Consider the following 23,739-nt stretch of genomic DNA (forward strand, 5'->3'; position numbering starts at 1 on the left):
GCGGACCCCCGGGCGGGGGCCCGCCGAGGCCGAGGGTGACGGGACGAGACCGAGGAAAGCATGAGTGGCGACAAGATCTACACGGCCCTGAGCGAGGAGCACGGCGGCGACGCCCGCTGGGCCTTCGGGACCGGGTTCACCGACGCCCTCGCGGGCGTGGACACCACCCTGCCCGAGGGGGTGGACGGCGCCGATCTGGCGCTGTACTGCCAGATGCTCGGCGACGACGCGCTCGTCCAGGCGCAACGGCTCGTCCACTGGGTGACCGACGCCCCCGAACTGGAGGAGGAGGTCGCCCTGGCCAACATCGCGCTCGACCTGCTCGGCCAGGCGCGGCTGCTGCTCGCGCGGGCCGGACAGGCCGACGGCACCGGACGCGACGAGGACGCCTTCGCCTACCGCCGGTCCGTCGGCGAGTTCCGCAACGTGCACCTGGCCGAGGCTCCCCGGGGCGACTTCGCGCGCGCGGTCGTCACCCTCCTGGTGCTCTCCAGCGTCCGGCTGGCCGTGTTCACCCGTCTGGTCGACAGCCGCGACCCAGTCCTGGCCGCGATCGCCGCCAAGGCGGTGCACGAACTCGCCTACCACCGCGAGTACGCGGTCTCCTGGGTTCTGCGCCTGGGCGACGGAACCCCCTACTCCCGCGAACGCGTGGCCCAAGCCGTGGCCGACGTGTGGCCGATGACCGGCGAGCCGTTCGCCGCCCACCCCGCCGAGGCCGGGCTGGCCGACCAGGGAGTGGCCGTGGACCCGGCGACCGTGCGCGCAGAGGTGCACGACGTCCTGACCCATGTCCTGACGTCCGCCACGCTCGACGCGCCGCCCGCCTTCCCCGAGCCCGCCGTGGCCGGGCGCGACGGCGTCCACACCCCCGACCTGGCCCCCCTCCTGGACGAGCTCCAGAAGGTGGCCCGCGAGCACCCGGAGGCGACATGGTGACCGTGACCAGGGAGCAGGCGCGCGCTCGCGCCAGGTCGGCGGCGGCGGCGGTCACCGACCCCGAACTGCCCATGCTCACCCTCGCCGACCTGGGCATCCTGCGGGACGTGGCGGTGGAGGACGACGGCACCGTCGCGGTGTGGATCACGCCCACCTACACGGGCTGTCCGGCCATCGCCGAGATGCGCGCCGACGTCGACCGCGCCGTGCGCGCGGCGGGGTTCGACCGGGTCGAGGTGCGCACCGCCCTCGCCCCGGCCTGGACCACCGACTGGATCACCGACGAGGGCCGGCGCAAGCTCGCCGAGCACGGCATCTCGCCGCCCGGGGGCGCGCCGCGCCGCGCATCCGGTCCGGTTCCGCTGACCCTGTCACCCACCCGGACCGTCCCGCGCTGTCCCCGTTGCGGGACCGCCGACACCGAGGAGCTGTCCCGGTTCGGTGCGACCGCCTGCCGGTCGCTGCACCGCTGCCGTTCCTGCCTCGAACCCTTCGAGCACGTCAAGGAGGTCTGATGACCACGACCGCCACCGAGACCGCGCCGCCGCGCCGGGGCGCCGCGTTCCACCGGCTGCGGGTGGCCGGCGTCGAGCGGCTGTGCGACGACGCCGTCGCCGTCACCTTCGACGTGCCCGACCATCTGGCCGAGGAGTACGCCTTCGCCGCCGGGCAGTCGCTGACCCTGCGCCGCGTCGTGGACGGGGTGGAGGAGCGCCGCAGCTACTCCATCTGCTCGGCCGTGGGCCAGGCCCCCCGGGTGGGTGTGCGCCTGGTGCCCGGGGGACTGTTCTCGTCATGGCTCGTCGACGAGGTGCGGCCGGGCCAGGAGATCGAGGTGGGCGCTCCCACGGGGCGGTTCTGCCCCGACCTGACCGCCTCCGGGCGGCACGTGATGGTCGCCGCCGGGTCGGGCATCACGCCCATGCTGTCGATGGCGGCGTCCCTGCTGCGCGGCACCGACTCCCACGTGGTGCTGTTGTACGGCAACCGCCGCAGCGACACCGTGATGTTCGCCGATGATCTGGCCGACCTCAAGGACGCGTTCGGCCCGCGCTTCGAGCTCGTCCACGTGCTCTCCCGGGAGCCGCGCGAGGCCGAGTTGTTCACCGGGCGGCTGGACGCCGCCAAGCTGGAGGAACTACTCGACACGGTGGTGGCCGCCGACGCCGCCGACCACTGGTGGCTGTGCGGGCCCTACGAGATGGTGACCGACGCCCGGACGGTGCTGCGACAGCGCGGCGTGCCCGATGGGCGCGTCCACCAGGAGCTGTTCTTCGTCGAGGGCGACGAACCCCCGCCGCAGGTGCGCCACGAGGAGCCCGGTGTGGACGGCCCGGCCAGCGAGGTCACGGTCGTCCTGGACGGACGGACCACCACGCTGACCCTGCCGCGGGGTGTGCCGGTCCTGGACGCGGCACAGCGCTACCGCCCGGACCTGCCCTTCGCCTGCAAGGGCGGGGTGTGCGGAACGTGCCGGGTGAGGGTGTGCGACGGAAGCGTGCGCATGCGGCGCAACTACGCCCTGTCCGAGGAGGAGGTCGAGGCCGGATACGCGCTGTCGTGCCAGGCGCTGCCCGAGACCGACGCCGTGACCGTGGACTTCGACTCATGAGCCGGATCGGGGAGGCCCTCGGCGGTAACGAGACCGCGTGGCGGATGTTCGAGGCCGACCAGGCGTCCAGGAACCTGGGGATGCGGCTGGTGGAGGCCGGGCCGGGCACCGCGACGGTGGAGATGTCCGTGGGGCCGCTGATGGTCAACGGGCACGGCATCGCGCACGGAGGGTTCGTGTTCACGCTGGCCGACACCGCGTTCGCGTGCGCCTGCAACCGGGACGGGCGCGGGGTGACGGTGGCGGCGGGGGCCGACATCACCTTCGTGGCCCCGGTCCATGAGGGCGACGTGCTGGTGGCCACGGCCGTGGAGCGGGTCGCCTACGGGCGCAACGGGGTGGTCGACGTGACCGTCCGCCGGGGCGGGGAGGTCGTCGCAGAGTTCCGCGGGCGCAGCCGTACGCGGGGCGGCGGCTGACCGCCTCCGGAACATAGCTGTGGCCCGCGTCCCCCAACGCGGGCCACAGCGTGCGCGGCCAGTGTGCACTGAGTGCGGTCCGGCCGCTGGGAAGGCGGGTGGGCGTCTGAGTACGTGTCGGTAACCCCCATTGCCGACACGGGCACCAGCACCCGCGCGTGGATTGTGTGAGCGCCTCGTGGAGAGTAGGGCGGACGGGGTCTTCCTGGGGTCCTGTGGGGCGCTTCACCTGTGAGAACGCTTCGTACAGGTCCAGTGTTCCCCGTGCCTGGGCCGATTTTCGCCTCCGACGGTAAAAACGGGGTGCGGTGTGGTTCACGACTTCCCAAGATGCTCGTTCGGTCGATGTGAGGCGGGTGCGGTGTGCTCGACGTGCGTCCGGGTGGCGCCAGTGGCCCGCCCGGCGCCCATCACCGCCCTCGAAGGTCGCTCTCGGCGCGGCATCACCTTCTCGCGCCTGCCTGGGGGCCGATCGTCCACCCCGTCCCGAACGAGGACTACGCGGTGCGCATCGCCCGCGAGTGGGACCGGCCCGCGACGCGAGGGCCGCGACCACGTGCAGGCGCGTGACGTGGCCCTCGCCGCCCGGTTTTCGGCGCGTCAGGCCAGCGGCCGGGCGATCCTGGAGCTGTGGGCGCCCGCCGAGCAGCTGCCCGAGGTCAACGCGCGCATCGTGGGGCCGATTGAGCCGGTCCGTTCGTTCCTGCCCGACTGAGCACGTCGAGGACCTCGTCGAGGGCGTCGGCCAACACGACGGGCTCGCGGTCGGCCAGGGTGCGGCCGGTGTCGTCGTGGGTGTTCCGGTGCTGGTGTGGGACGTTCCGTCGAGGGTCGAGGGTGGTGGCCATGGGGGGTGTCGGGCGCCCGTTCGGGCGGTCGGCGCCCTCCTCCTTCTCCTGTGCTCTCCAGCCGCGCTCGGCCGCGATGACTCCCGGTGACCGTCGCGGTATCCGCCACTGTCAGGGATAGCACGTTTCGGTGACGCTCAGTGGATACCGAACGTGCCTGTGGATGAACGCGCGCCCCAGCTCCCCGGCCCCTGGGGAATGCCGTGGCGGTGGCCGTTGTTCGGCATGATTGTTTCTCTAGAAACTACTTCTCCGGAAGTTAAAATGGGAGCGGGCCATGCCGTTCGGAGTCGTCACGGCCGGCGACGTGACCACCGGGAACGGCGCCGCACCGCCTACGGTCAGAACGCCGTTCGGTAGCGTGTTCCCATGGACTCCACGAGCGTCTACACCGACTGCCAGAACAGGCTTCTCGACCTGGCCGCCGAGCTCACGCCCGACCAGGTCGCCGCCCCCGTCCCCGCCCTGCCCGCATGAACGTGCGCCAGACCTACGCCCATCTGGCGGGCGTGGCCGTCGACGTCGGCGCCCGAGGCCTGGTCCCTCCCTCCGAGGACGAGGACACCGTCCGACAGGTGGCCGAGCGCGCCGAAGCGGACCTGCCGGCGATCTGCGAGGAATGGCGAGCCGCCACGCCCGCGCTCCTGGAGGTCTTCGCCACCCAGACCAGGACCCGCTTCACGTTGCCCGCGTTCGACGTGTGGCACCACGAGAACGACCTGCGCGGCGCGCTGGGCCTGGGCGCCCAGACCGAGTGCGCCGACCAGGTCGCCGGGCTCATCCTGGGTTTCCACGCGCGCGGCTGGGACGCGGCCCTGCCCGGTGTGCGGGTGCTGGCCACCGACACCGGTCAGGAGTGGCGACTGGGCGCCGACCCCGACCTGGAGTTGCGCGCCAGCGCCTTCGAACTCGCCCGGGCGGTCTCCGGCCGCCGTACCGTCGCCCAGATCAGCGCGCTCGACTGGACCGGCGACCCGTCGGCCGTCGCGGGCCGCCTGCCCACCCTGCCGATCCCGGCGGCCGGCCTCACGGTCTGAGCGAGCACCACCCCCAGCCCACCCGGCCGCGGCGCTCGTCGGGCTCCGCGGCCCACCGCTCGGCCTCGCGCGACTCGGGGGCGGCCCGCCGGGCGCGGTGAGTGCGCGCGAGGTTCGCACGTGGTAGATCTGCTCTCAGGTCAATTACGGACAGTAGCGACAAGAATCCTCAAAGGAGTCAATCATGCGCAGACCGCTCTCCGCGCCCAGTGTCCTCGCCACCGCCGCCGTGCTCGCCCTGAGCACCGCGTCGCCCGCCGCCGCAGCCAGGGGCGAGATCGTCTTCGTCAAACTGGACGGAGCCTCCGTGCACCGGGCGAACCCCAGCGGCTGTCTGCGCATCCCCGCCGAGACGGCCGGTGTGGTGAACTCGACCAACACCCGCATCAAGGTGATGAAGGGCTCGTGCCACTCGGCGGACGGGCGGGTGGTGGAAGCCAACGACGACGGCGTCGTCTTCCCGTGGGAGAAGTACGTCGTCGTGGCCTGAGATCGGCGGCGCGCCGGGAACGAACCGGTGTGGCCGCACGGGTGCGGGGCATACCCGCGGGATGGACTTGGTCACCGCTGACGACGTGCGCGCCGCCGCCACCCGTGTGGAGGGCCGCGTCGTGCGCACGCCCCTGACGGCCGGACCCGCCGGGGCCCCGCCCTTCCTCGTCAAGCCCGAGAGTCTGCAGCCGACCGGCGCGTTCAAACTGCGCGGCGCCACCAACGCCGTCGCGCTGCTCGACCAGGACCAGCGTGCGGCGGGTGTGGTCACGCACTCGTCGGGCAACCACGGTCTGGCGCTGGCCCACGCGGCGCGTGAGGAGGGGGTGGCGTGCACGGTGGTCGTCCCCGAGGGGGCGCCGCGGGTGAAGGTCGACCGCATGCGCGCGTGCGGAGCGCGCCTGGTGATGGTGTCCCCGCAGCGGCGGTCGGCCGTCGCGCTGGAGTTGGCGGAGGGGGAGGGGTCCACCCTCGTCCCTCCCTTCGACGACCCCCGGGTGATCGCCGGACAGGGCACCGTGGGTCTGGAGATCCTGGAGCAGTCGCCCGAGGTGACCACGATCGTGGTCCCGGTGGGCGGAGGAGGGCTCGCCTCCGGCGTGGCCACCGCCGCGATGACCGTGCGGCCGCGTCCGGTCCGGGTGGTGGGCGTGGAACCCGAACTGGCCGCCGACGCGGCCGAGAGCCTGCGCGTCGGGCACAGGGTGGCCTGGCCGACCGGGCAAACCGGGCGGACCATGGCCGACGGCGTGCGGGTGTGCCTGTCGGACCTGACCTTCGCGCACCTGTCAGCACGGTTGACCGAGGTGGTGACGGTCAGCGAGGAGGAGATCGCCCGTGCCGTGGCCGCCCTGGCGTACGGCGCCCGCCTGGTGGCCGAGCCGAGCGGCGCCCTGGCCGCAGCCGCGGTCATGGCGGGACGGGTGGCCACCGAACGGGGACGGCCCGGGGCGACGGTCGCGGTGGTCTCGGGCGGCAACGTGGATCCGGACCTGTTCGCCCGCTTGGTGTGTCCGGAGCGCGGCCCGGCGGCGCCCGCGGAGTGACGCCCCCCGGGCCCGTGCGCGGTGGCGGACGTCGTCCGGGTGCGTGTGCACGGTGCGTGAGCGCGGGCGCGACGTGGGTCCGGACTCAGCGCGCGGCCGGGTGGCCGTTCCGGGCGGCGGACTCGGCGCTCTCAGCGCGGCGGCGGGTCGCCGCAGCGCGGTCCTCGCGGCGGCGCAGGGCCATGTCGGAGATGATCGCCAGACCGAGGGCCAGGACGAACGCGGCGCTGATCAGCAGGGTCCACAGGGCGGTGGCGAAGGACGAGGGGTCGGTCATGGGGACTCCGGGGTTCGAGTGCTGACACCACCAGCGTAATACCCGTTCACTTTCGCTCCCACTGTTAGCGAAAGTGAACTGGCTCATCCGGGTGACATGGATCTGTGCCCCGAAAGGTACTGGCGTCACCATGGGTCACGGGTGTACTACCAGGGTGGTGGCCCATGACGGACACGGGGTCACCACGTCCGACCCTCAGGAGACTTCATGCGGCAGAAGTGCACCGTCCTGCGCGACACCGGGACCCCCGTCACCACCGGCCCCTTCGATCTCGGCGGTTTCAGGAGCCCCGCAGCACGCGCCGCCACCCTCGAAGCGGCCGGCGAGCCCGTCGTCGAGGTCCTGGACATGGACAAGAACGACCTCGACGACGTCGTGCGCGATCCACGGGTGCGCGCGGTCGCCCCCGTCATGCCCACCCTCCTCATCGAACCAGCGCCGCACGACTCCGACACCGCCACCACCGTCGACGACACCCGTACCTGGGGTGTCGGCGCCGTGGGCGCGGACACCTCCGCGGCCACCGGCGCGGGAGTGACCGTGGCGGTCCTGGACACCGGTATCGACTCCGACCATCCGGCGTTCACCGGAGTCGACCTGGTGCAGCAGGACTTCACCGGCTCCGGGAACGGTGACCGGCAGGGCCACGGCACGCACGTGGCGGGCACCGTCTTCGGCCGCGACGTCGACGGCACCCGGATCGGCGTGGCCCGCGGTGTCGAGCGCGGCCTCGTCGGCAAGGTCCTGGACGACCACGGCCGGGGCGACTCCGACATGCTGCTCAAGGGCATTCAGTGGGCAGCCGACCAGGGCGCGCACGTGGTGTCCATGTCGCTCGGCTACGACTTCCCCGGCCTGGTCTCCAGGCTCATCGACCAGGGGTGGCCCGCCGACCTGGCCACCTCCTCCGCACTGGAGTCCTACCGGGCGAACCTGCGGATCTTCGACTCGCTGCTCGACCTGCTCCGGGCGCGCGCGGCGTTCGGCTCGGGCACCGTGGTCGTGGCGGCGGCGGGCAACGAGAGTCGGCGCGGCGTGCACCCCGACTACGAGATCGCGGTCTCCCTTCCCGCCGCCGCCGAGGGCGTGGTGTCGGTCGGCGCGCTCGCAGAAGGGGAGTCCGGACTGACCATCGCCCCGTTCTCCAACACGTTCCCGCAGATCAGTGCGCCGGGTGTGGGCGTACTCTCGGCCCGCTCGGGCGGCGGTCTGGTCGCGTTCAACGGCACCAGCATGGCGTGCCCGCACGTGGCCGGGGTGGCGGCCCTGTGGTGGGAGCGCGTGCTCGCCGACTCCTCCCCGCACGCGGCCACGACGGTCACCTCGCGCCTGCTCGCCCACGCCGACACCGGCGCGATCGACCCCGCGGTGGCCGCAGCCGACCGCGGGGTGGGCATCGTTCGCGCTCCGTAACCGGCGTCGCGGACGCGCCGGGGTCCGGGGGCCGCCGCTCGTCTCCGGCCCCTGCACCGGGCCCCGGAACGTCCTGCCCGGACGCGCGCCTCGCCCGCGCTAGAGGATGGACCCGGGCGAGTACGCGGCCGCCTCGGGGTGCTCCTGCGCGATCCGCGCGACACGCTCCACCACCGCCGCCACCTGGTCGGCCGCCGCGCCGGTGAACGTGATCCGGTCGGCCAGCAGCGCGTCCAACTCCGCCCGGCCCAGCGGGAAGCGCTCGTCCTGGGCCAGCCGGTCCAGCAGGCGGTTGCCCGAACCCTCCTGGCGCATCGCCAGGGCGGAGGCGACCGCGTGCTCCTTGATCAGCTCGTGCGCGGTCTCGCGCCCCACCCCCGCGCGCACCGCGGCCATCAGCATCTTGGTCGTGGCCAGGAACGGCAGGTAGCGGTCCAGTTCGGCGGAGATCACCGCGGGGAAGGCGCCGAACTCGTCGAGCACGGTCAGCATGGTCTCGACGAGCCCGTCGAAGGCGAAGAACGCGTCCGGCAGCGCCACGCGGCGCACGACCGAGCACGACACGTCGCCTTCGTTCCACTGGTCGCCCGCCAGCTCACCGGCCATGGAGGCGTACCCGCGAAGGATCACGGCCAGTCCGTTGACCCGCTCGCACGAGCGCGTGTTCATCTTGTGCGGCATCGCCGAGGAGCCGACCTGGCCCTCCGCGAACCCCTCGGTGACCAGCTCGTGCCCCGCCATCAGCCGCACCGTCTTGGCCAGCGACGACGGGCCCGCGGCCAGCTGAACCAGCGCGGTCAGCACCTCGAAGTCCAACGAGCGCGGGTAGACCTGGCCGACGCTGGTCAGGCGGTGCTCGAACCCCAGATGGCTGGCGACCTCGTCCTCCAGCGACGCCAGCGACGCGGGGTCCGCGCCGAGCAGGTCCAGCATGTCCTGGGCGGTGCCGACCGGACCCTTGATCCCGCGCAGCGGGTAGCGGGCGATCAGCTCCTCCAGGCGGCCGTGGGCGACCAGCACCTCGTCGGTGATCGACGCGAACCGCTTGCCGAGCGTGGTGGCCTGCGCGGCGACGTTGTGCGACCGGCCCGCCATCACGGTGCCGCCGTACCGGGCGGACAGGTCGGCCAACCGGGCCAGCAGCGCCACCGCGCGGTCGCGCACCAGCAGCAGGCTGTCGCGGATCTGGAGCTGCTCGACGTTCTCGGTCAGGTCGCGTGAAGTCATGCCCTTGTGGACGTGTTCGTGGCCCGCCAGGGCGTTGAACTCCTCGATCCGGGCCTTGACGTCGTGCCGGGTGACCCGCTCGCGTTCGGCGATGGAGGCCAGGTCGACCTGGTCGAGCACCTTCTCGTAGTCGGCCACGACGCCGTCGGGCACGTCGACGCCCAGACGCGCCTGCGCGCGCAGGACCGCCAGCCACAGCCGCCGCTCGGCGACCACCTTGTACTCGGGGGACCACAGTCGGGCCAGCTCCGCGGACGCGTACCGGGCAGCCAGGACATCGGGGATCAGAGGTTTCGCGCTCACGTCGCCCCACCCTACCGTCCTGAGCTGGGACGGCCGCGCCGGGACCACGGGCCCGGGAGGTAGGGGTGGACCCACCACGCGGACGGGGGCGGGACCGATTCCGGCCCCGACGTCCGGCTCCTACCGTTGAGGGCATGACAACGCTCGACACCGCGTCGCGGCGGCGGGGCTCCCTCGCCCAGGCCATGGCCCGCCCGCGCTTCCTCCTCACCGTGTGGCCCTGGCGGGCCCTGCTTCACTCGGTGACCACCGTGGTCGTCGGCATCGCCGTGGCCGTGGTGGCGTTGCCCCTGTACCTGCCCTGGGCCATGGTCCTGGGCACGATGGCAAGCCGTCCCTGGGACACCGTGCGGATCGGTGAGCCCGCCCTCATCGGTTTCCTCGTGGGGCTGGTGATGATCGCGGTCTTCTCCCCGCTGATCGCCCTTCCGCTGGGCGCGTTGGAGCGCCGACGCCTGCGGATCGTCTTCGCCGGGCCGGTCGACAGCGGCCACCGTTCGCCGCCGCCGGGCCTGTGGGGGTGGGTCCGCACGCGGTACACAGAGGGCGCGACCTGGCGCGAGGCCGCCTACATGTGCCTGCTGCTGCCGGCGAGCGGACTCGTCCTGCTGGTCCTGGTCGCCCTGGGTGGCGCGGGCGCGGTGATGGCGCTCGCCCCGTTCCTGCTGTACGCGGAACCCGACACGGCGATCTCCCTGGGCGCCCACGCCATCACCGCGCCGGAGCAGGCGATCCCCCTCGCCCTCGTCAGCCCGGTGCTCCTGGTCCTGCTGCTCTACACCTGCGGCACGCTCGCCCAGGGGCACGCGGTCCTCGCCCGGGCCCTGCTGGTCGGGCCGCCCCGGGAGGAGCTGCGCGCCGAACTCACCGAGGTCACCGAGTCCCGGGCCCGCCTGGTCAGCGCCTTCGAGTACGAACGCCGACGCATCGAACGCGACCTGCACGACGGCGCCCAGCAGCGGCTCGTCGCCCTGTCCGTGGACCTCGGCCTGGCCCGGCTCGACCTGGAGAAGTCCTCCGAGGCCGACCACAGGGTCGCCGCCGCCCAGGCCAAGGCCAACGACCTCATCGACGAGCTGCGCGGACTCGTGCGCGGCATCCACCCCAGATTGCTGACCGACCGGGGACTGCCCGCCGCGCTGGCCGAACTCGCCGACCACGCCCGCGTCCCGACCCGCGTGGACACCGAGATCCCCGGCCGCCTGCCCACGCACGTGGAGGGCACCGCCTACTTCGTCGTCGCCGAGGCGCTCACCAACGTCCACAAGCACGCCGAGGCCACCGCCGCCGCCGTCCGCGCGCACGTGGCGCCCGATGACGGCCCGGTACCGGACACGCTGGTCGTCGAGGTCGCCGACGACGGCGTGGGCGGCGCGGACCCGGCCGGGGGCAGCGGTCTGACCGGGCTGCGGGACCGGGTCGCGGTCATGGGCGGCACAATGGACCTGTCCAGTCCAGTCGGGGGACCGACGCGTATCAGAGTGGAGCTGCCGTGCGGCCCGATCCCGCCGACGCCGGGGCTGTGACCCCCGTGCCGACCGTCCTGGCCGAGGACGGCGTACTGCTCCGGGAGGGGCTGGTGGGGGTCCTTGAGCGGTTCGGGTTCCCGGTCGTCGCCGCGGTGGGCGACGGGGAAGCGCTGGTCGAGGCGGTCGCCGAACACCGTCCCGGGCTCGTGGTCACCGACATCCGCATGCCGCCGGACCTCACCGACGAGGGGTTGCGCGCGGCTGTGCGCCTGCGCCGCGGCGACCCCGGGCTGGCCGTGGTGGCGCTGAGCCAGTACGTCGAGCTGAGCTACGCCACCGACCTGCTGGACTCCGGGAACGGGCGGGGGGTGGGCTACCTCCTCAAGCAGAGGGTCGCGGACGTGCGGGAGTTCGCCTCGGTGCTGCGTCAGGTCGTGGACGGGGGCACCGTCGTGGACCCCGAGGTGGTCCGCCAGCTGCTCCGCCGCGGCGCCGACCCTTTGCGGCGGCTCACACCGCGGGAACGGGAGGTGCTGGGCCTGATGGCCGAGGGCCACTCCAACGGCGCGATCGCCCGCCACCTGACCGTCAGCGACGCGGCGGTCGGCAAGCACGTCGGCAACATCCTCGCCAAGCTCGACCTTCCCCCGGACGAGGGCGCTCACCGCCGCGTCCGGGCGGTCCTGGCCTACCTCAGGGGGCGCGGCGACTGAGGGCCGCCCCCGGAGCCGGGCCCGCTCCGGGGACCGCCAGACGGGCCGGGCACTTCGGGGACCCGCCCCGAAGACGGCCCGGCCCGGTCGTATGTTGGAGGCCAAGTCCGCGGTGCCAGCCCTGTGAGGAGACCGGATGCAGCCGACCGTCGCCGCCCCGGAGAGCGTCACCTGGAAGATCCACCTGGACCGCTCGATGTGGGTGGCGGGCGTGCGCGCGCTCATGCTCCAGGCGCTGCACCCGGTCGCGATGCAGGGGGTGTGGCAGCGCTCGGATTTTCGGTCCGACCCCACCGGACGGCTGCTGCGCACGGCGCACTTCGTGGCGGTCACCACCTACGGGAGCCCCGACGAGGCCGAGCGGCTGGGCGCGCGCGTCCGCAGAGTGCACCGCGCCCTGCGCTTTCGCGACCCCGTCACCGGTAGGGGCCACCGCGTCGACGAGCACGACCTGCTCGTGTGGGTGCACTGCGCCGAGGTCTCCTCCTACCTGGAGACGACCCACCGCGCCGGGCTCGCGCTGACCGCCCGCGAGATGGACCGCTACGTCGACGAACGGGCGCGCGCGGCCGTCTACGTCGGACTGGACCCCGACGACGTGCCCCGCGACGTCGCCCAGATGCGCCGTTACCTCGCCTCGGTCCGGCCCGAGCTGCGCGTCACCCCCGAGGCGCGTCGGGCGGTGCGGTTCCTGCTCTGGCCCGCCGTGCCGGACCGCCTGTCCTGGCTCGCCCCGCTCAAACCGCTGTGGTTCCCCGTGGGCGCACTCGCCTACGCCGCCCTGCCGGGGTGGGCCCGCCGCGCCTACGGTGTCCTGCCCGAGCGCCCGGGTCGGGCGCGGCGGCCACCGCCGCGCTGCGCGCCCTGCGCACGGGCCTGAACCGCGTCCCCGAGCGTTACTACAACCTGATCTTCGACGAGGCGACCGTGCGCAGCGCCGACGCCGCCCGCGAACGGCTCCTGGCCGCCGGGTACCGGGTCGAGAACGGGCTCCGGCCGCTGCGAGCGCGTACGCTCTTGTCGACCCCGCCGGTGCCGGAGCCCCGCACTCCGTCCTGACCGGTGCACGCGCACGCGAGGAGGACGACGGTGAGGCAGGCCCACGGCACGGGCGCCGGATCGGGAGCGGCGGCGACGGACGCCGCACCGGACGGGACGATCCGGATCACGCGGGTCCACCACGACGACCACCGGATGGACGGGTTGCTCGCCGGACTCCTGGAGGAGTACACCGAGCGCTACGGCGCGCGCGATGCCGCCGAGGAGCTGGCGCGCTACCCGGTCACGGAGTTCGCGGCGCCGCGCGGTCGCGTGGTCCTGGCCGAGATGGACGGCCAGGTCGTCGCGGGCGGGGCTCTGCGCCCCTACGAGGACGGGCGTACGGCCGTGCCGGACACCGCCGAGTTCAAGCGGGTCTGGACCTCGCACCGGCACCGTCGCCGCGGTCTGGCGCGCCGGATCATGGCCGCGTTGGAAGGGGCCGCGCGCGACCTGGGCTACACCCGGGTGCGGCTGTTCACCGGACCCTCCCAGCCCGAGGCGATCGCCCTGTACGACCGGCTCGGCTACCGGCGTCTGGAGCGGCACGAGGTGGCGGCGTGGCCCTATGTGGAGGCCATCGGCTTCACCCGGGACCTGGACGGCTGACCGGTCGACCGGTCAGCGTGGGCGTGGCCTCCACGCGCGCCCGCCCAGAACGTACGGTCACACCGGCGATCCAGAGCGTGATGCGAACGTTATGTGCTATGTCTGGGAGAGGTGCGCGAGTGGCCTGGGAACCTCCTGGGGCAGGCGATACGCATGCGCGTGGGTCCGTCCACCGCTCGCGTCCGACGTTATGGGGGCCGCTATGTCCGTGGAGCGGTCAGGCGGGCGGCGCCGCCGTACGATGGGTCGCACGGGCCGCCCACGAGCGGCCGACCGTCACGCGACCCAGGAGTGCCACGACGTGAGCGACCAGCAGTGCCCCGAGCAGGACGGCTTCGTGTTCACCCCACGCAAGAACGGCCAGGCGCAGTCGGTCTCCGACGAACTCGCCGCGTGGATGCGCACGGGGTGGGCCGACACGGAGCGCCGCGATCTGGAGCCCGTCGAACAGGCCGAGCACACCGCCCGCCGTCGCGCCGCGATCAGCGCCGCCTTCCCCGGCGACCGTCTCGTCGTCCCCGCCGGGAAGCTGCTGACCAGGTCCAACGACACCGAGTACCCCTTCCGTGCCGCCACCGGATACGCCTACCTGACCGGCGACACCTCCGACGGCGGCTGCCTGGTGCTGACCCCGCGGGCCGAGGGCGGCCACGACGCGCTGCTCTACCTCAAGCCGCGCTCCAACCGCGACAACGGCGAGTTCTGGCTCGGCCACTACGGTGAGCTGTGGACCGGGCGCCGCAACAGTCTGGACGAGGCAGCCGATCTGCTGGGCGCGCCCACCGCCGACGTGCGCGCGCTGCCCGAAGCCCTGCGCTCGGGTGACGTCACCACGCGCATCGTGCGTGGCCACGACGCCGAACTGGACGCGATCGTGGACGAGGCGCGCGCCGACGCCGACGACGAGGCCCGCGCCGAGTCCGCCGAACTCGACGAGGAGTTGGGCGTCACCCTGGCCGACCACCGCCTGGTCAAGGACGAGTGGGAGATCGGCCAGCTGCAGCTGGCCGTGGACGCCACCGTGCGCGGCTTCAACGACGTGGTCGCCGCCCTGCCGAACGCCAGGGACACCTCCGAGCGCTTCGTGGAGGGCACGTTCTTCCTACGCGCCCGTGTGGAGGGCAACGACGTCGGCTACGGCACGATCGCCGCCTCCGGGGCCAACGCCACCACCCTGCACTGGACCCGCAACGACGGTCCGGTGCGCGACGGCGACCTGCTGCTGCTGGACGCGGGCGTGGAGACCACCACGCTGTACACGGCCGACGTCACCCGCACCATCCCGGTGTCGGGCACCTTCACCGACCTCCAACGCGCGGTGTACGACCTCGTCCACGCCGCCCAGGAGGCCGGTGTCGCCGCCGTCGCCCCGGGGCGACGGTTCACCGACTACCACGAGGCCGCCCAGCGCGTGCTGGCCGAGGGCCTGATCGAGTGGGGCCTGCTGGAGGGGCCGGTCGACCGTGTCCTGGAGCAGGGCCTCCAACGGCGGTACACCCTGCACGGGACCGGCCACATGCTCGGCATGGACGTGCACGACTGCGCGGTCTCCCGCCAGGAGGTCCACCTGTACGGCGAGTTGAAGCCGGGCATGGTGCTCACCGTCGAGCCGGGCCTGTACTTCCAGCCCGACGACCTCACCGTGCCGGAGGAGTACCGGGGCATCGGCGTGCGGATCGAGGACGACGTCCTGGTCACCGAGGACGGGTGCCGCGTCATGTCGGCGGGGTTGCCGCGCACCTCCGCCGACGTCGAGGCCTGGCTGGCCGACCGCGTGCCGCGCTAGTCGCGCACACCCGTGCGTCCGGGCCGTCTCCCCGAGGGGGAGGCGGCCCGGAGCCGTTGGCACGCCCCGATCCGTCGGACGGGACGGCCGTCGGGACCGACCGCCCGTTCCGGGGCGGCTCCTCGACGCGGCGGCGCTCCGGGGACGGTCTTCGCCAGCACCTCGGCAGGTGCGAACGCCCGGTCCAGGCGGCGCACCCGACGCACGCGTCAGGATCCGGGCCCGCCCCACCCTGCGGTGAGCAGGTAGAACACCAGGTAGGGGACGGCGATCAGCGGCGTCCAGGCCAGCCACGGACCTGGACTCCGTCTCCTCCACATCGGGACGGCGACGTCGACGAGCAAGGTCAGGAGGATGAGCAGGCCGCCGAAGACGACGAGCCCTCCCAGCACGACGGGGTAGTGGTCGAGCGTGGTGTAGTCGCAGTTCTCGATGCCGGGGGCACCCATCTCCTCGAAGCTGCGGCAGTCCATCGGCAGCAGGTGGGTCACCAGCCAGGACACGAAGTACAGGGGGATCAGGGCGAACACGCCCAGGAACAGGTTGGCGGCTACGGGCTTCCACACGGGTGCGGGCGGTGGGACGGGCACGGGTGCTCCCTGGGCTGGTGAGACGGGTCGGTGGAGGGACGCCCGGGACGCCGGGGGTTGACTTGCGCGGATGGGGTTGCGGGTTCGCGACAGAACGCACTGGCCGGTGGTTTTTCCGGGCATCCTGTGTTCTGGTGAGGAACATGAGGGACGACCGGATCCGGCATCCGTTCTTCGCCCGCTTCTACACCTGGGCCGCGGGGGCGATGGACGACGCCGGACTGGTCGGACACCGCCGGGCGCTGCTGGTCGGGCTGCACGGCCAGGTCCTGGAGGTCGGGGCGGGCCACGGGCCCAACTTCCCCCACTACCCGCGCACCGTCGACCACCTCACCGTCGTGGAACCCGAACCGCACCTGCGCCGCACCGCCCGGGGACGGGTCGCGACCGCGCCCGTGCCGATCACCGTCGTCGACGGCCGTGCCGAGTGCCTCCCGTTCGAGGCGGGCCGGTTCGACGCCGTCGTGGTGGCGCTGGTGCTGTGCTCGGTCGCCGACCAGGGCGCCGCGCTCGGGGAGATCCACCGCGTTCTGGTCCCCGGCGGCCGGTTGCGCTTCCTCGAACACGTGCGCGCCGACACCGTCCGGATGTGCCGCACACAGCAATGGATCGACGCGACCTTCGGCCCGCGTCTGCTCGGCGGCTGCCACTGCGCCCGGGACACGCTCACCTCGATCGAACGCGCCGGGTTCACCGTGACCGCGCTGGAGAACTTCCTGTTCCCCCGTGCCCGCGCGCCGCACTCCTTCCACGTGCGCGGCGAGGCGACCCGGTCCTGATGCCGCGAGCACTCGATCGTCGAAGTGCGCCATGAGGCGCTTCGTTTCCGGACGGGGGTGAAAGACCCCCGTCGCCCGGCCGTCGCAGCGGCCGGGTAGAAGCTGAGGGCAGCCACCACGCCACAGGAAGCGCGGGTGTGGTGGTGGCAAGCGGCCCTGACACCGTCGGGACGTGCGGGAACCGCCAGACCGTGCGGGCCCGGCCAGCCACTCACGAAGGGATACACAAGGAACCGGTGCTTGACGCCTCGTTAACCAGAACCGACCTCAAACCTGGTGGATAGGGGGCGGGACAGCGGTGCGGGCCGGGCTCTTTCGATAAGCAGGCTCCCGTCCGCTGCGGCCTCCAGCCGCACCGGACAGGTCGTCCCGCGAGTCTGCGGGCGGGACGACGACCGCCGGGGTATAGCCGGATCCCTCCCGTGAGGACCGGAGCGAAGTGAACATGGGAACCGTGCGGGGTCTGCCCGCACCCACCGCCGCACCCAGCGGCGGGGAGGGGCAGGCGCGCTGTCCGCTGTCGGGCCCCGCACGGGGCGGAGCGGCCGTAGTACTCCGAGGACGGTAACGCCGTCCACCTGGGGAAGGGCCGCAGCGAGTCATCGCAGCAAGGAGAGGAAATGTCAGGAGTCACGCCGGTGAACACCGGCGTTCCGCTCGATGCCGCCACGGCGGCATCGCGGGTACTGGGGATTCAGTCCAAGCTGCACGATCGGGCGCGGCCGACCCCGGCCGCCGGTTCGATGATCTGTTCAACCTTGTGGCCGATCCGGCGTTTTTGCTCCAGGCATGGCGCCGGGTACGGGACAACGCGGGGTCACGCACCGCGGGGATCGACGGGTGGACCGGTCCGGGCATCGAGAACTCCGTCGGCGGTGTCGCCGGGTTCTTATCCCAGATCCGGGAAGATCTGAAGGCCCGCACGTTCACCCCGCTGCCCGTGGCTGAGCGGCTGATCCCCAAAGCTGGGGGGAAGCTGCGACGCCTGGGCATCCCCACGGCCCGTGACCGTGTGGTCCAGGCCTCGCTCAAGCTCGTGCTGGAACCGATCTTCGAGACCGGGTTCAGCTCGTCCAGCTATGGGTTCCGGCCCGGACGCAGGGCCCAGGACGCGATCGAGGACATCAGGCACCACGCCCGTGCGGGATACGAATGGGTGTTCGAGACCGACATCGCGAACTGCTTCGACGAGATCTCGCACACCGCCCTGATGGGCAGGGTGCGCAGGCGGATCTCCGACAAGCGGGTCCTGGCGCTGGTCAAGGCGTTCCTGCATGCGGGGATCCTGACCGGTGACGGGCTCCTGCGCGACACACCGGCGGGCACACCACAAGGCGGGATCTTGTCACCATTGCTCGCCAACATCGCCTTGAGCGTGATCGACGAGCACTTCGACGCGAAGTGGAACACGCACGTGAGCGAGTACCACCGGCGCCGTCACCGTAAGCGGGGAGGGGCGACCTACCGGTTGGTGAGGTACGCCGACGACCTGGCCGTGATGGTGTTCGGCGCTCGCGAGCACGCCGAAGCGCTCCGCGTGGAAGTCGCAGACGTGGCCGCGAAGGTCGGGCTGCGTCTGGCGCAGGACAAGACCCGGACCGTCCATATCGACGACGGATTCGACTTCCTCGGGTTCCGCGTCCAGCGGCACATCCAATGGGGGGCCGACCGTCGCCGGGTCTACTCCTACCCCTCGGCCAAGGCCGCCAAGGCGGTCCGGGCCAAGGTCAAGGAGATGACCGGACGACAGACCATGAACATGGACCCCGCGGTGGTCTTCATCCGTCTCGGACAGATCCTGCGGGGCTGGACCAACTACTACCGCCATGGTGCCTCGAAGATCGCGTTCAGCGAACTCGATCATTACCTGTGGCACCGGGTCTGGAAGTGGTTGCGCCGACGTCACCGGCGTCGGCACTGGAGATGGATCGCCCGCACCTACAGTCCGCCCCACGACCGGTGGGGTTTCACCGCTGAGGGTGTGGACCTGTTCCGCCCCGCGAGAGTGCCCATCCAGCGGTACCGCTATCGGGGCAACGCGATCCCGACCCCGTGGTCCACACGGCCGACGAACACCTGACGCCCGAGGGACTCGTGGAGAGCCCGGTGCCGGGAAACCGGCACGCCGGGTTCGGGCGAGCGGCCAGGGGAGACGACCGTGCGGAAACGCCGGAACCGCGCCCCTGGCCGACTCGCACACCATCGGCGCGAACCGGTCGACCCGCCGGATCCGGTCGCCCGCGGCGGCGAACGCACCAGTGGAACGCGCGCTCCGACGTCCACCCCGCCCAGACCCACTCCGAGCGACGACGCGCGGCCTTGCGCAACCCCTACGCCGGCCTGCCCCGAGTCCGGGCTCGCGACGGGACCCTGGCAGGCGGGGGCGGGAGGCGGCGTCGCGCGTCACGGCCTCCGGCGTCCAGGCCCGCCACGCCCACCTGGTCGTGTGGTGGGGCAGGAGACCGGTTCGTGCTGGGTGGCCTCCTCCACCGGCCTGGCCGAGGTCCCTGACGCCGAAACCCTGACCGGCCTCCTGGCCCCGGCTCCGGCACGCCGCTGACGACCCCGCGAACCAGAATGGGGCGGACGAGCGCCGGTCCGCCCCAACCCTCAGCCCTCGGGCAGCGCGTCCACGATGACCTCACCGCACCCGCGGTCCCGTCCCTGACTACGGCGCTGACTCCTTCGGGTCAGAGGCTGTCCGGGTGGCCGCGCGCCGCGTGGTCAGTTCGTAGACCGTCACGGACGAGACCACCAGAACGGTGAGCGGAATGACGAACCACACCATCGCGGCGCCGAAGGGCCGCAGGGCCGCGTGCCCGGTGGCCTCCATGACCAGGTAGGCGATGTAGGCGATGTAGAAGCCGAGGAGGAGACCGCCCTCCCAGCGGGACACCTCCCACCTGGTCAGGGCGATCGGCAGCATTACCAGGCCACCGCCGCCATGATCGGCAGATCGAACCGCAGAGCGGTCGGCGCGACGGCGATCCCCTCGGGAGCCACGACGGCGGTCAGGCCGAGGACCACGCCGAGGTTGAAGACGTTGCTGCCCACGACGTTGCCCACCGCCATGTCGCGCTCGCCCCGCACCACCGCGACGACACAGGTCACCAGTTCGGGCAACGACGTGCCGATCGCGACCACGGTCAGCCCGATGAGCAGGTCGCTCACCCCGAGCGCCGCCGCGATCGCGCTGGCCCCGTGCACCAGCAGCCGCGCCCCCGCCACCAGCAGGGCCGCTCCCAGGACCACGAGCACCACGTCCACCAGGATCGGCTTCGCCCGTGCGTTGGCGCGGCCCGGGGCCTGAGCGGCCAAACCGGCGCTCACGGGCGCGGAACCCGAACCGCCGGTCGCCCGCCGCCGGGAGACGAGCACCGTCACGGTGACGTAGACCAGCAGGAAGGCGAGTAGCACACAGCCCTCGAACCGGCTCAGGTTCCCGTCCAGGGCCATCAGGGGCACAGCCACGGAGAAGGCCGCCATCACCGGTATGTCCGCCCTCACGACCCGCGAGTCCGCCGCCAGGGGAAAGAACAGCGCCGACGCCCCGAGAACCAACAGGATGTTGGCGATGTTGCTGCCCACGACGTTGCCCACGGCCAGGCCCGGGTACCCGGAGAACGCGGCGTCGGTGCTGACCGCCAGTTCGGGCGCCGATGTCGTGAACGACACCACGGTCAGGCCCACGACCAGCGAGGACATCCCCAGAGTCCGTGCCAGAGAGCCGGCGCCCCGTACGAGCGTCTCACCCCCGGCCACCAACAGAACGAAACCCGCCACCAGAGCGAGAACCACCAAGACGTCCACTCGAAACCCTTCGGTCATCCCACTGTGCTGTTCCGCGCTCGGCGCGCCCTTCGCCGCCGGGGCCTGTCCGTGCGTTCCACGCCCTGCTCACCCGTGTTCGAGGAGGAGGGGGAACACCTCGCGCGCACGGGGCCGTGGGACGTGGAATCCCCGCCGCCCATGGACGGCCGTCCGACGTGGTCGCCGAGCGCGTGCGCGGCCACGTCCTCGACGCTCCGGCCCGGGAAGTCCGCGGCCGCGCTCCGGTTCTCGGGGGCAGCCGCCCCGCGAGGCCGGGGCTGGCCGTGTTCCCGCGCGCGGCGATCAGGCGCAGTCTGGCGGCGGTGCCCTCAGAAACGTGTCGAGCGCGGGGATTGCGAGGGGCCGGAATCCACTCAGTCCTCGAACGTCTGGGTGTTGTACCCGCCTGCCCGCTCCTGCCCGGACAGGCTCTGGATCGCGTCCATGATCCGGTCGGTGATCTCTCGGCGGGCCCGGGCGGGGGAGAGGTGGTCGTAACCACGGGAGAAGTCCATGGGCGCGCCGAACCGCACCGTGAACGGGTGCGGCCGGGGGACCGGGGCGCCGATCGGCTGCACGTGCTGCGTCCCGGCCACCGCCACCGGCACCACAGGAGCCTTGGACTCCAGCGCCAGGTGCGCCACGCCCGTCCGGCCCCGGTAGAGCCGCCCGTCGCGGGAACGGGTCCCCTCCGGGTAGACCACGCACGCCTCGCCGTCGCGCAGCCGGTCGAGCATGATCTCCAGTGAGAGCATCGCGTCGCGGGCGCTGCCCCGCCGCACGGGCATCGCGCCCAGCGACCCGAACAGCGCTTTGGTCGCCTGTCCCTTCACCCCGGTGCCCTCGAAGTAGTCGCTCTTGGCCAGGAACCGGACCCGGCGCGTCCGGACCGCGAGCGGGATCACCACGCTGTCGACGAAGGACAGGTGGTTGCTGGCGAGCAGAACCGCTCCCGTCCCGGGGATGTTCTCCCGGCCCTCGATGGTCGGTCGGCACAGGGTCCGGGCGAGGATCGCCGCGGTCTGCCGCAACGCACCGTAGAGCACGTGTTCTCCCTCACGAAGGTGGTCGGATGTGGACCCCAATGTAAGGGCGACCCATGGGTAACAATGGCCTGGGGCATGTGAACGGCCTCACGCAGCGGACCCGGGTGATCGATCACCCGGATGTCCATGGCGTGTGAAGACCTCACACAACGGATATCGCGCACGTTCCCGGGTTCAGTCGGCGCGCCGCCAGTCCGCGTTGGCCCCGCACACCACCAGGCACGGGTTCTCCCCCGGCACCCGGCCCGCCAGCCACGCGGCGAAGGGCACCGCGGCGGCCGGTTCGGTCGCGATCCGGAACTCCTCCCACAGCCGGTCCTGCGCCCGAGCGATCTCCGCGTCGCCGACCAGGGCGGGCGTCACCGGGTGGGCCCGCAGCACCTCGAACGGAACCCGGCCCAGGATCGCCGCACCCAGCGCCGAGGCCGCGATCGAGTCCACGGGGCCCGCCACGGGACGACCGGCGGCCAGCGCGGCGTGCAGGCTCTGGCAGCCCTCTGGCTCCACCGCGACCACGCGCCGCTCTCCCGCGCCCAGCCGCACACCCGCCGCCAAGCCTCCGCCGCCCACCGCGACGGCGACGGTGTCGCACTCGGGGGCGTCGGCGGCGATCTCCAGCCCGATCGTGCCCTGCCCGGCGACGACCAGCGGATCGTCGTAGGCGTGCAGGTAGCGCACCCCCTCGGCCTCGGCTCGGGTCCGGGCGGCGTCGGCGGCCTCGGCATACTGCCGGCCCACCCGCACGATCTCCGCGCCCGTCCTGGCCAGGGCCACCGCCTTGGCCTCGGGAACCGTCTCGGGCACGTACACGGCGGCCCGGATGCCCAGCAGCGAGGCCGCGGTGGCCACGCCCAGGCCGTGGTTGCCCCCGGAGGCGGTGATCACCCGTTCGGTGGGTTCCCCGCCGAGCAGGGCGTTGAGGGCGCCGCGCAGCTTGAACGCTCCGGTGCGCTGGAGGTACTCCAACTTCAGGGTGAGCGGACGCCCGTCGACCTCGGTGCGCATGACCGGGGTGCGGCGGGCGTAGGGGGCGATGCGTTCGGCGGCGGCACGGACGTCGGTGGCCGTGGGTGTGCGAGCGGCACGCGCGGTACTCGGGCTCATGGCCCCATGCTGCCGCTACTGACCATTAACTTAAAGTTGGGTCTGCTAAAGATTGTTAAGCAGAACTTTGTACCTGATTTTGTTGCGTTGAGGGAGGGAGCGCCCGTGCTCGACGCCAACCGACTTCGCGTCCTCGTCGAGATCGCGCACGCCGGATCGATCGCCGCCGCCGCCGAACGGCTCTCGTTCACCCCTCCGGCGCTGTCCCAACAACTCACCAAGCTCGAACGCGAGGTCGGCTGCCCGCTCGTGGACCGGGGACGCACCGGCGCCACCCTCACCGAGGCCGGACGGGTCCTGCTCGACCACGGCGAACGCGTCATGGGCGAACTGCGCGACGCCGAGGCCGCCGTCCGCGCCATCGCGGGCGAACCCCCGCGCCGCCTGTCCCTGGGCGCCTTCGCCAGCGCGGGCAAGGTGCTGCTGCCCGACACACTCGCCGCCTTCGGCCGCGCCCACCCGCACGTGCGCCTGTCGCTGTCGGACATCGAGCCGCCCAGCGGGTACGGGCTGGTCACGTCGGGCGAACTCGACCTGCTCGTCACCCACCGCTACCCGGGTGCGCCCCTGCCCAGGGTCGGCGGCCTGCACCGCGAACGCGTCCTGGTGGATCCGCTCGTGGTCGTCGCCCCGGCGGGACACCCGGTCGTCCAGCACCGGTCCCCGACCCTGGTCGACCTCGCCGACGAGGAATGGATCTGCGGCGCCCCGGGCATCCCCAACCGGGTCAGCCTGGACACCGCCGCCGCGACCGCCGGAGTCCGGCTCGGCGTGGCCTACGAGACGCGCGACTACGAAGTCGCGCTGGCGCTCATCGAGGCGGGCGTGGGGGTGGCGCTGGTCCCGCGCAGCGTCCTCGGGGCAGCCCGGAGGGGGGACTGGGTCAGCCGGCCCCTCCGTGGGACCCGCCTCGCCCGGGACATCTTCACCGTGCACCGCCGTCGGCCCTCCGAACCGGTGTCGGCGATGGTGGCCACTCTGCGTCGCACCGCCGCGGGCGTCCTCGACTGGGGCGGGCCGCCCGCGGAGGACGGCGGCGTCTAGTGCTGTCGCGCCGGCGGTCGGGGCCGTGGGATCCAGTCCAGCACGGCGGTGGCGCGTCGCCCAGGTGTTCCGCGCCGAAGCCGCACGGGCGGAGCGCTCGCGGCGGTCAGGGGAGCGCTCCGGCCCGGCGGCTCGTTC

Annotated in this window: 23 protein-coding genes and 1 pseudogene; 17 read left to right on the forward strand and 7 right to left on the reverse strand. The window is 72.7% G+C overall.

Features of this window, described 5'->3' with window-relative positions; genetic code table 11:
- The first annotated feature begins 60 nt into the window (after nucleotides 1–60).
- The 8 genes from paaC to BJF83_RS04205 all read left to right on the forward strand — a co-directional run bounded on the left by paaC (nucleotide 61) and on the right by BJF83_RS04205 (nucleotide 6,393).
- Nucleotides 61–939 carry a 1,2-phenylacetyl-CoA epoxidase subunit PaaC gene (paaC, locus tag BJF83_RS04170; RefSeq protein WP_075925238.1) on the forward strand — a complete coding sequence of 293 codons (879 nt, stop codon included), beginning with the start codon at nucleotides 61–63 and terminating at the stop codon, nucleotides 937–939.
- Complete coding sequence (gene paaD, locus BJF83_RS04175; protein ID WP_075925239.1) at nucleotides 933–1,454, forward strand: 1,2-phenylacetyl-CoA epoxidase subunit PaaD; 522 nt, start codon at nucleotides 933–935, stop codon at nucleotides 1,452–1,454. The genes paaC and paaD overlap by 7 nt, the downstream gene beginning before the upstream one ends.
- On the forward strand, nucleotides 1,454–2,551 hold the full coding sequence (gene paaE, locus BJF83_RS04180; RefSeq protein WP_075925240.1) for a 1,2-phenylacetyl-CoA epoxidase subunit PaaE: 1,098 nt from the start codon (nucleotides 1,454–1,456) through the stop codon (nucleotides 2,549–2,551). The genes paaD and paaE overlap by 1 nt, the downstream gene beginning before the upstream one ends.
- On the forward strand, nucleotides 2,548–2,970 hold the full coding sequence (paaI, locus tag BJF83_RS04185; protein ID WP_075925241.1) for a hydroxyphenylacetyl-CoA thioesterase PaaI: 423 nt from the start codon (nucleotides 2,548–2,550) through the stop codon (nucleotides 2,968–2,970). The genes paaE and paaI overlap by 4 nt, the downstream gene beginning before the upstream one ends.
- Nucleotides 2,971–3,526: 556 nt before the next feature.
- Nucleotides 3,527–3,685, forward strand: a complete 159-nt coding sequence (locus BJF83_RS28455; protein ID WP_262391305.1) for a hypothetical protein — start codon at nucleotides 3,527–3,529, stop codon at nucleotides 3,683–3,685.
- A gap of 606 nt (nucleotides 3,686–4,291) precedes the next feature.
- The gene (locus BJF83_RS04195; RefSeq protein WP_394329292.1) at nucleotides 4,292–4,855 is read left to right on the forward strand and encodes a hypothetical protein; all 564 of its coding nucleotides are present in this window, start codon (nucleotides 4,292–4,294) and stop codon (nucleotides 4,853–4,855) included.
- A 184-nt stretch (nucleotides 4,856–5,039) separates the two neighbouring features.
- The gene (locus BJF83_RS04200; RefSeq protein WP_075925242.1) at nucleotides 5,040–5,345 is read left to right on the forward strand and encodes a hypothetical protein; all 306 of its coding nucleotides are present in this window, start codon (nucleotides 5,040–5,042) and stop codon (nucleotides 5,343–5,345) included.
- A gap of 61 nt (nucleotides 5,346–5,406) precedes the next feature.
- Nucleotides 5,407–6,393 (forward strand): threonine/serine dehydratase, encoded by a 987-nt coding sequence (locus BJF83_RS04205; protein WP_075925243.1) that lies wholly within the window; start codon nucleotides 5,407–5,409, stop codon nucleotides 6,391–6,393.
- 85 nt (nucleotides 6,394–6,478) lie between these two features.
- Here the strand turns inward: BJF83_RS04205 and BJF83_RS04210 are convergent, their stop codons facing one another.
- Nucleotides 6,479–6,670, reverse strand: a complete 192-nt coding sequence (locus tag BJF83_RS04210) for a hypothetical protein (protein WP_075925244.1) — start codon at nucleotides 6,668–6,670, stop codon at nucleotides 6,479–6,481.
- 207 nt (nucleotides 6,671–6,877) lie between these two features.
- Between BJF83_RS04210 and BJF83_RS04215 the strand changes: the two genes are divergently transcribed.
- The gene (locus tag BJF83_RS04215; protein WP_075925245.1) at nucleotides 6,878–8,083 is read left to right on the forward strand and encodes a S8 family serine peptidase; all 1,206 of its coding nucleotides are present in this window, start codon (nucleotides 6,878–6,880) and stop codon (nucleotides 8,081–8,083) included.
- Between the two features lie 99 nt (nucleotides 8,084–8,182).
- Here BJF83_RS04215 and purB read toward each other — a convergent pair whose 3' ends face one another.
- Entirely contained in the window at nucleotides 8,183–9,613 is a 1,431-nt protein-coding gene (gene purB / locus BJF83_RS04220) for an adenylosuccinate lyase (RefSeq protein WP_075925246.1), read from the reverse strand.
- A 134-nt stretch (nucleotides 9,614–9,747) separates the two neighbouring features.
- On the opposite strand from purB, the gene BJF83_RS04225 reads away from it, so the two are divergent.
- The 5 genes and pseudogenes from BJF83_RS04225 (at nucleotide 9,748) to BJF83_RS04245 (ending at nucleotide 15,228) form a co-directional block, all read left to right on the forward strand.
- Nucleotides 9,748–11,139 carry a sensor histidine kinase gene (locus BJF83_RS04225; RefSeq protein WP_075925247.1) on the forward strand — a complete coding sequence of 464 codons (1,392 nt, stop codon included), beginning with the start codon at nucleotides 9,748–9,750 and terminating at the stop codon, nucleotides 11,137–11,139.
- A complete protein-coding gene (locus BJF83_RS04230; protein ID WP_075925248.1) occupies nucleotides 11,106–11,795 on the forward strand; it encodes a response regulator transcription factor in 690 nt (229 codons plus the stop codon). Before BJF83_RS04225 ends, BJF83_RS04230 begins: the two co-directional genes overlap by 34 nt.
- A 136-nt stretch (nucleotides 11,796–11,931) precedes the next feature.
- Nucleotides 11,932–12,854: pseudogene (locus BJF83_RS04235) on the forward strand (oxygenase MpaB family protein).
- Between the two features lie 30 nt (nucleotides 12,855–12,884).
- Complete coding sequence (locus tag BJF83_RS04240; RefSeq protein WP_075925249.1) at nucleotides 12,885–13,442, forward strand: GNAT family N-acetyltransferase; 558 nt, start codon at nucleotides 12,885–12,887, stop codon at nucleotides 13,440–13,442.
- A 301-nt stretch (nucleotides 13,443–13,743) separates the two neighbouring features.
- Nucleotides 13,744–15,228 (forward strand): aminopeptidase P family protein, encoded by a 1,485-nt coding sequence (locus BJF83_RS04245; protein ID WP_075925266.1) that lies wholly within the window; start codon nucleotides 13,744–13,746, stop codon nucleotides 15,226–15,228.
- 209 nt (nucleotides 15,229–15,437) lie between these two features.
- Here BJF83_RS04245 and BJF83_RS04250 read toward each other — a convergent pair whose 3' ends face one another.
- Complete coding sequence (locus BJF83_RS04250) at nucleotides 15,438–15,818, reverse strand: hypothetical protein (protein WP_143831781.1); 381 nt, start codon at nucleotides 15,816–15,818, stop codon at nucleotides 15,438–15,440.
- 143 nt (nucleotides 15,819–15,961) lie between these two features.
- Here BJF83_RS04250 and BJF83_RS04255 point away from each other — a divergent pair, with 143 nt between their 5' ends.
- Both BJF83_RS04255 and ltrA read left to right on the forward strand, forming a co-directional pair.
- On the forward strand, nucleotides 15,962–16,597 hold the full coding sequence (locus tag BJF83_RS04255) for a class I SAM-dependent methyltransferase (RefSeq protein ID WP_075925251.1): 636 nt from the start codon (nucleotides 15,962–15,964) through the stop codon (nucleotides 16,595–16,597).
- Between the two features lie 760 nt (nucleotides 16,598–17,357).
- Nucleotides 17,358–18,677 carry a group II intron reverse transcriptase/maturase gene (gene ltrA / locus BJF83_RS04260; RefSeq protein ID WP_262391306.1) on the forward strand — a complete coding sequence of 440 codons (1,320 nt, stop codon included), beginning with the start codon at nucleotides 17,358–17,360 and terminating at the stop codon, nucleotides 18,675–18,677.
- Nucleotides 18,678–19,265: 588 nt separating this feature from the next.
- Here ltrA and BJF83_RS28460 read toward each other — a convergent pair.
- From BJF83_RS28460 to BJF83_RS04275, 4 genes are all read right to left on the reverse strand, one after another.
- Nucleotides 19,266–19,523 carry a hypothetical protein gene (locus BJF83_RS28460; protein WP_262391307.1) on the reverse strand — a complete coding sequence of 86 codons (258 nt, stop codon included), beginning with the start codon at nucleotides 19,521–19,523 and terminating at the stop codon, nucleotides 19,266–19,268.
- A complete protein-coding gene (locus BJF83_RS04265) occupies nucleotides 19,523–20,395 on the reverse strand; it encodes a calcium/sodium antiporter (protein ID WP_262391308.1) in 873 nt (290 codons plus the stop codon). Before BJF83_RS04265 ends, BJF83_RS28460 begins: the two co-directional genes overlap by 1 nt.
- A 386-nt stretch (nucleotides 20,396–20,781) precedes the next feature.
- A complete protein-coding gene (locus tag BJF83_RS04270; RefSeq protein ID WP_075925252.1) occupies nucleotides 20,782–21,453 on the reverse strand; it encodes a 1-acyl-sn-glycerol-3-phosphate acyltransferase in 672 nt (223 codons plus the stop codon).
- 174 nt (nucleotides 21,454–21,627) lie between these two features.
- The gene (locus BJF83_RS04275; RefSeq protein WP_075925253.1) at nucleotides 21,628–22,557 is read right to left on the reverse strand and encodes a serine/threonine dehydratase; all 930 of its coding nucleotides are present in this window, start codon (nucleotides 22,555–22,557) and stop codon (nucleotides 21,628–21,630) included.
- 105 nt (nucleotides 22,558–22,662) lie between these two features.
- Between BJF83_RS04275 and BJF83_RS04280 the strand changes: the two genes are divergently transcribed.
- Nucleotides 22,663–23,601: a LysR family transcriptional regulator gene (locus tag BJF83_RS04280; RefSeq protein WP_075925254.1), complete on the forward strand. Its 939-nt coding sequence runs from the start codon at nucleotides 22,663–22,665 to the stop codon at nucleotides 23,599–23,601.
- The last annotated feature ends 138 nt before the right edge of the window (nucleotides 23,602–23,739 follow it).

The organism is Nocardiopsis sp. CNR-923, from assembly GCF_001942255.1.
Taxonomy (GTDB): Bacteria; Actinomycetota; Actinomycetes; order Streptosporangiales; family Streptosporangiaceae; genus Nocardiopsis.

What these genes read in the sequence shown, in the direction of transcription:
- BJF83_RS04195 (WP_394329292.1), top strand. Translation starts at nt 4,292, where the DNA reads ATGAACGTGCGCCAGACCTACGCCCATCTGGCGGGCGTGGCCGTCGAC.
- BJF83_RS04205 (WP_075925243.1), top strand. Translation starts at nt 5,407, where the DNA reads ATGGACTTGGTCACCGCTGACGACGTGCGCGCCGCCGCCACCCGTGTG.
- paaI (WP_075925241.1), top strand. Translation starts at nt 2,548, where the DNA reads ATGAGCCGGATCGGGGAGGCCCTCGGCGGTAACGAGACCGCGTGGCGG.
- BJF83_RS04255 (WP_075925251.1), top strand. Translation starts at nt 15,962, where the DNA reads ATGAGGGACGACCGGATCCGGCATCCGTTCTTCGCCCGCTTCTACACC.
- BJF83_RS04215 (WP_075925245.1), top strand. Translation starts at nt 6,878, where the DNA reads ATGCGGCAGAAGTGCACCGTCCTGCGCGACACCGGGACCCCCGTCACC.
- BJF83_RS04210 (WP_075925244.1), bottom strand. Translation starts at nt 6,670, where the DNA reads ATGACCGACCCCTCGTCCTTCGCCACCGCCCTGTGGACCCTGCTGATC.
- BJF83_RS04225 (WP_075925247.1), top strand. Translation starts at nt 9,748, where the DNA reads ATGACAACGCTCGACACCGCGTCGCGGCGGCGGGGCTCCCTCGCCCAG.
- BJF83_RS04200 (WP_075925242.1), top strand. Translation starts at nt 5,040, where the DNA reads ATGCGCAGACCGCTCTCCGCGCCCAGTGTCCTCGCCACCGCCGCCGTG.
- BJF83_RS04275 (WP_075925253.1), bottom strand. Translation starts at nt 22,557, where the DNA reads ATGAGCCCGAGTACCGCGCGTGCCGCTCGCACACCCACGGCCACCGAC.
- paaE (WP_075925240.1), top strand. Translation starts at nt 1,454, where the DNA reads ATGACCACGACCGCCACCGAGACCGCGCCGCCGCGCCGGGGCGCCGCG.
- paaC (WP_075925238.1), top strand. Translation starts at nt 61, where the DNA reads ATGAGTGGCGACAAGATCTACACGGCCCTGAGCGAGGAGCACGGCGGC.
- BJF83_RS28460 (WP_262391307.1), bottom strand. Translation starts at nt 19,523, where the DNA reads ATGCTGCCGATCGCCCTGACCAGGTGGGAGGTGTCCCGCTGGGAGGGC.
- paaD (WP_075925239.1), top strand. Translation starts at nt 933, where the DNA reads ATGGTGACCGTGACCAGGGAGCAGGCGCGCGCTCGCGCCAGGTCGGCG.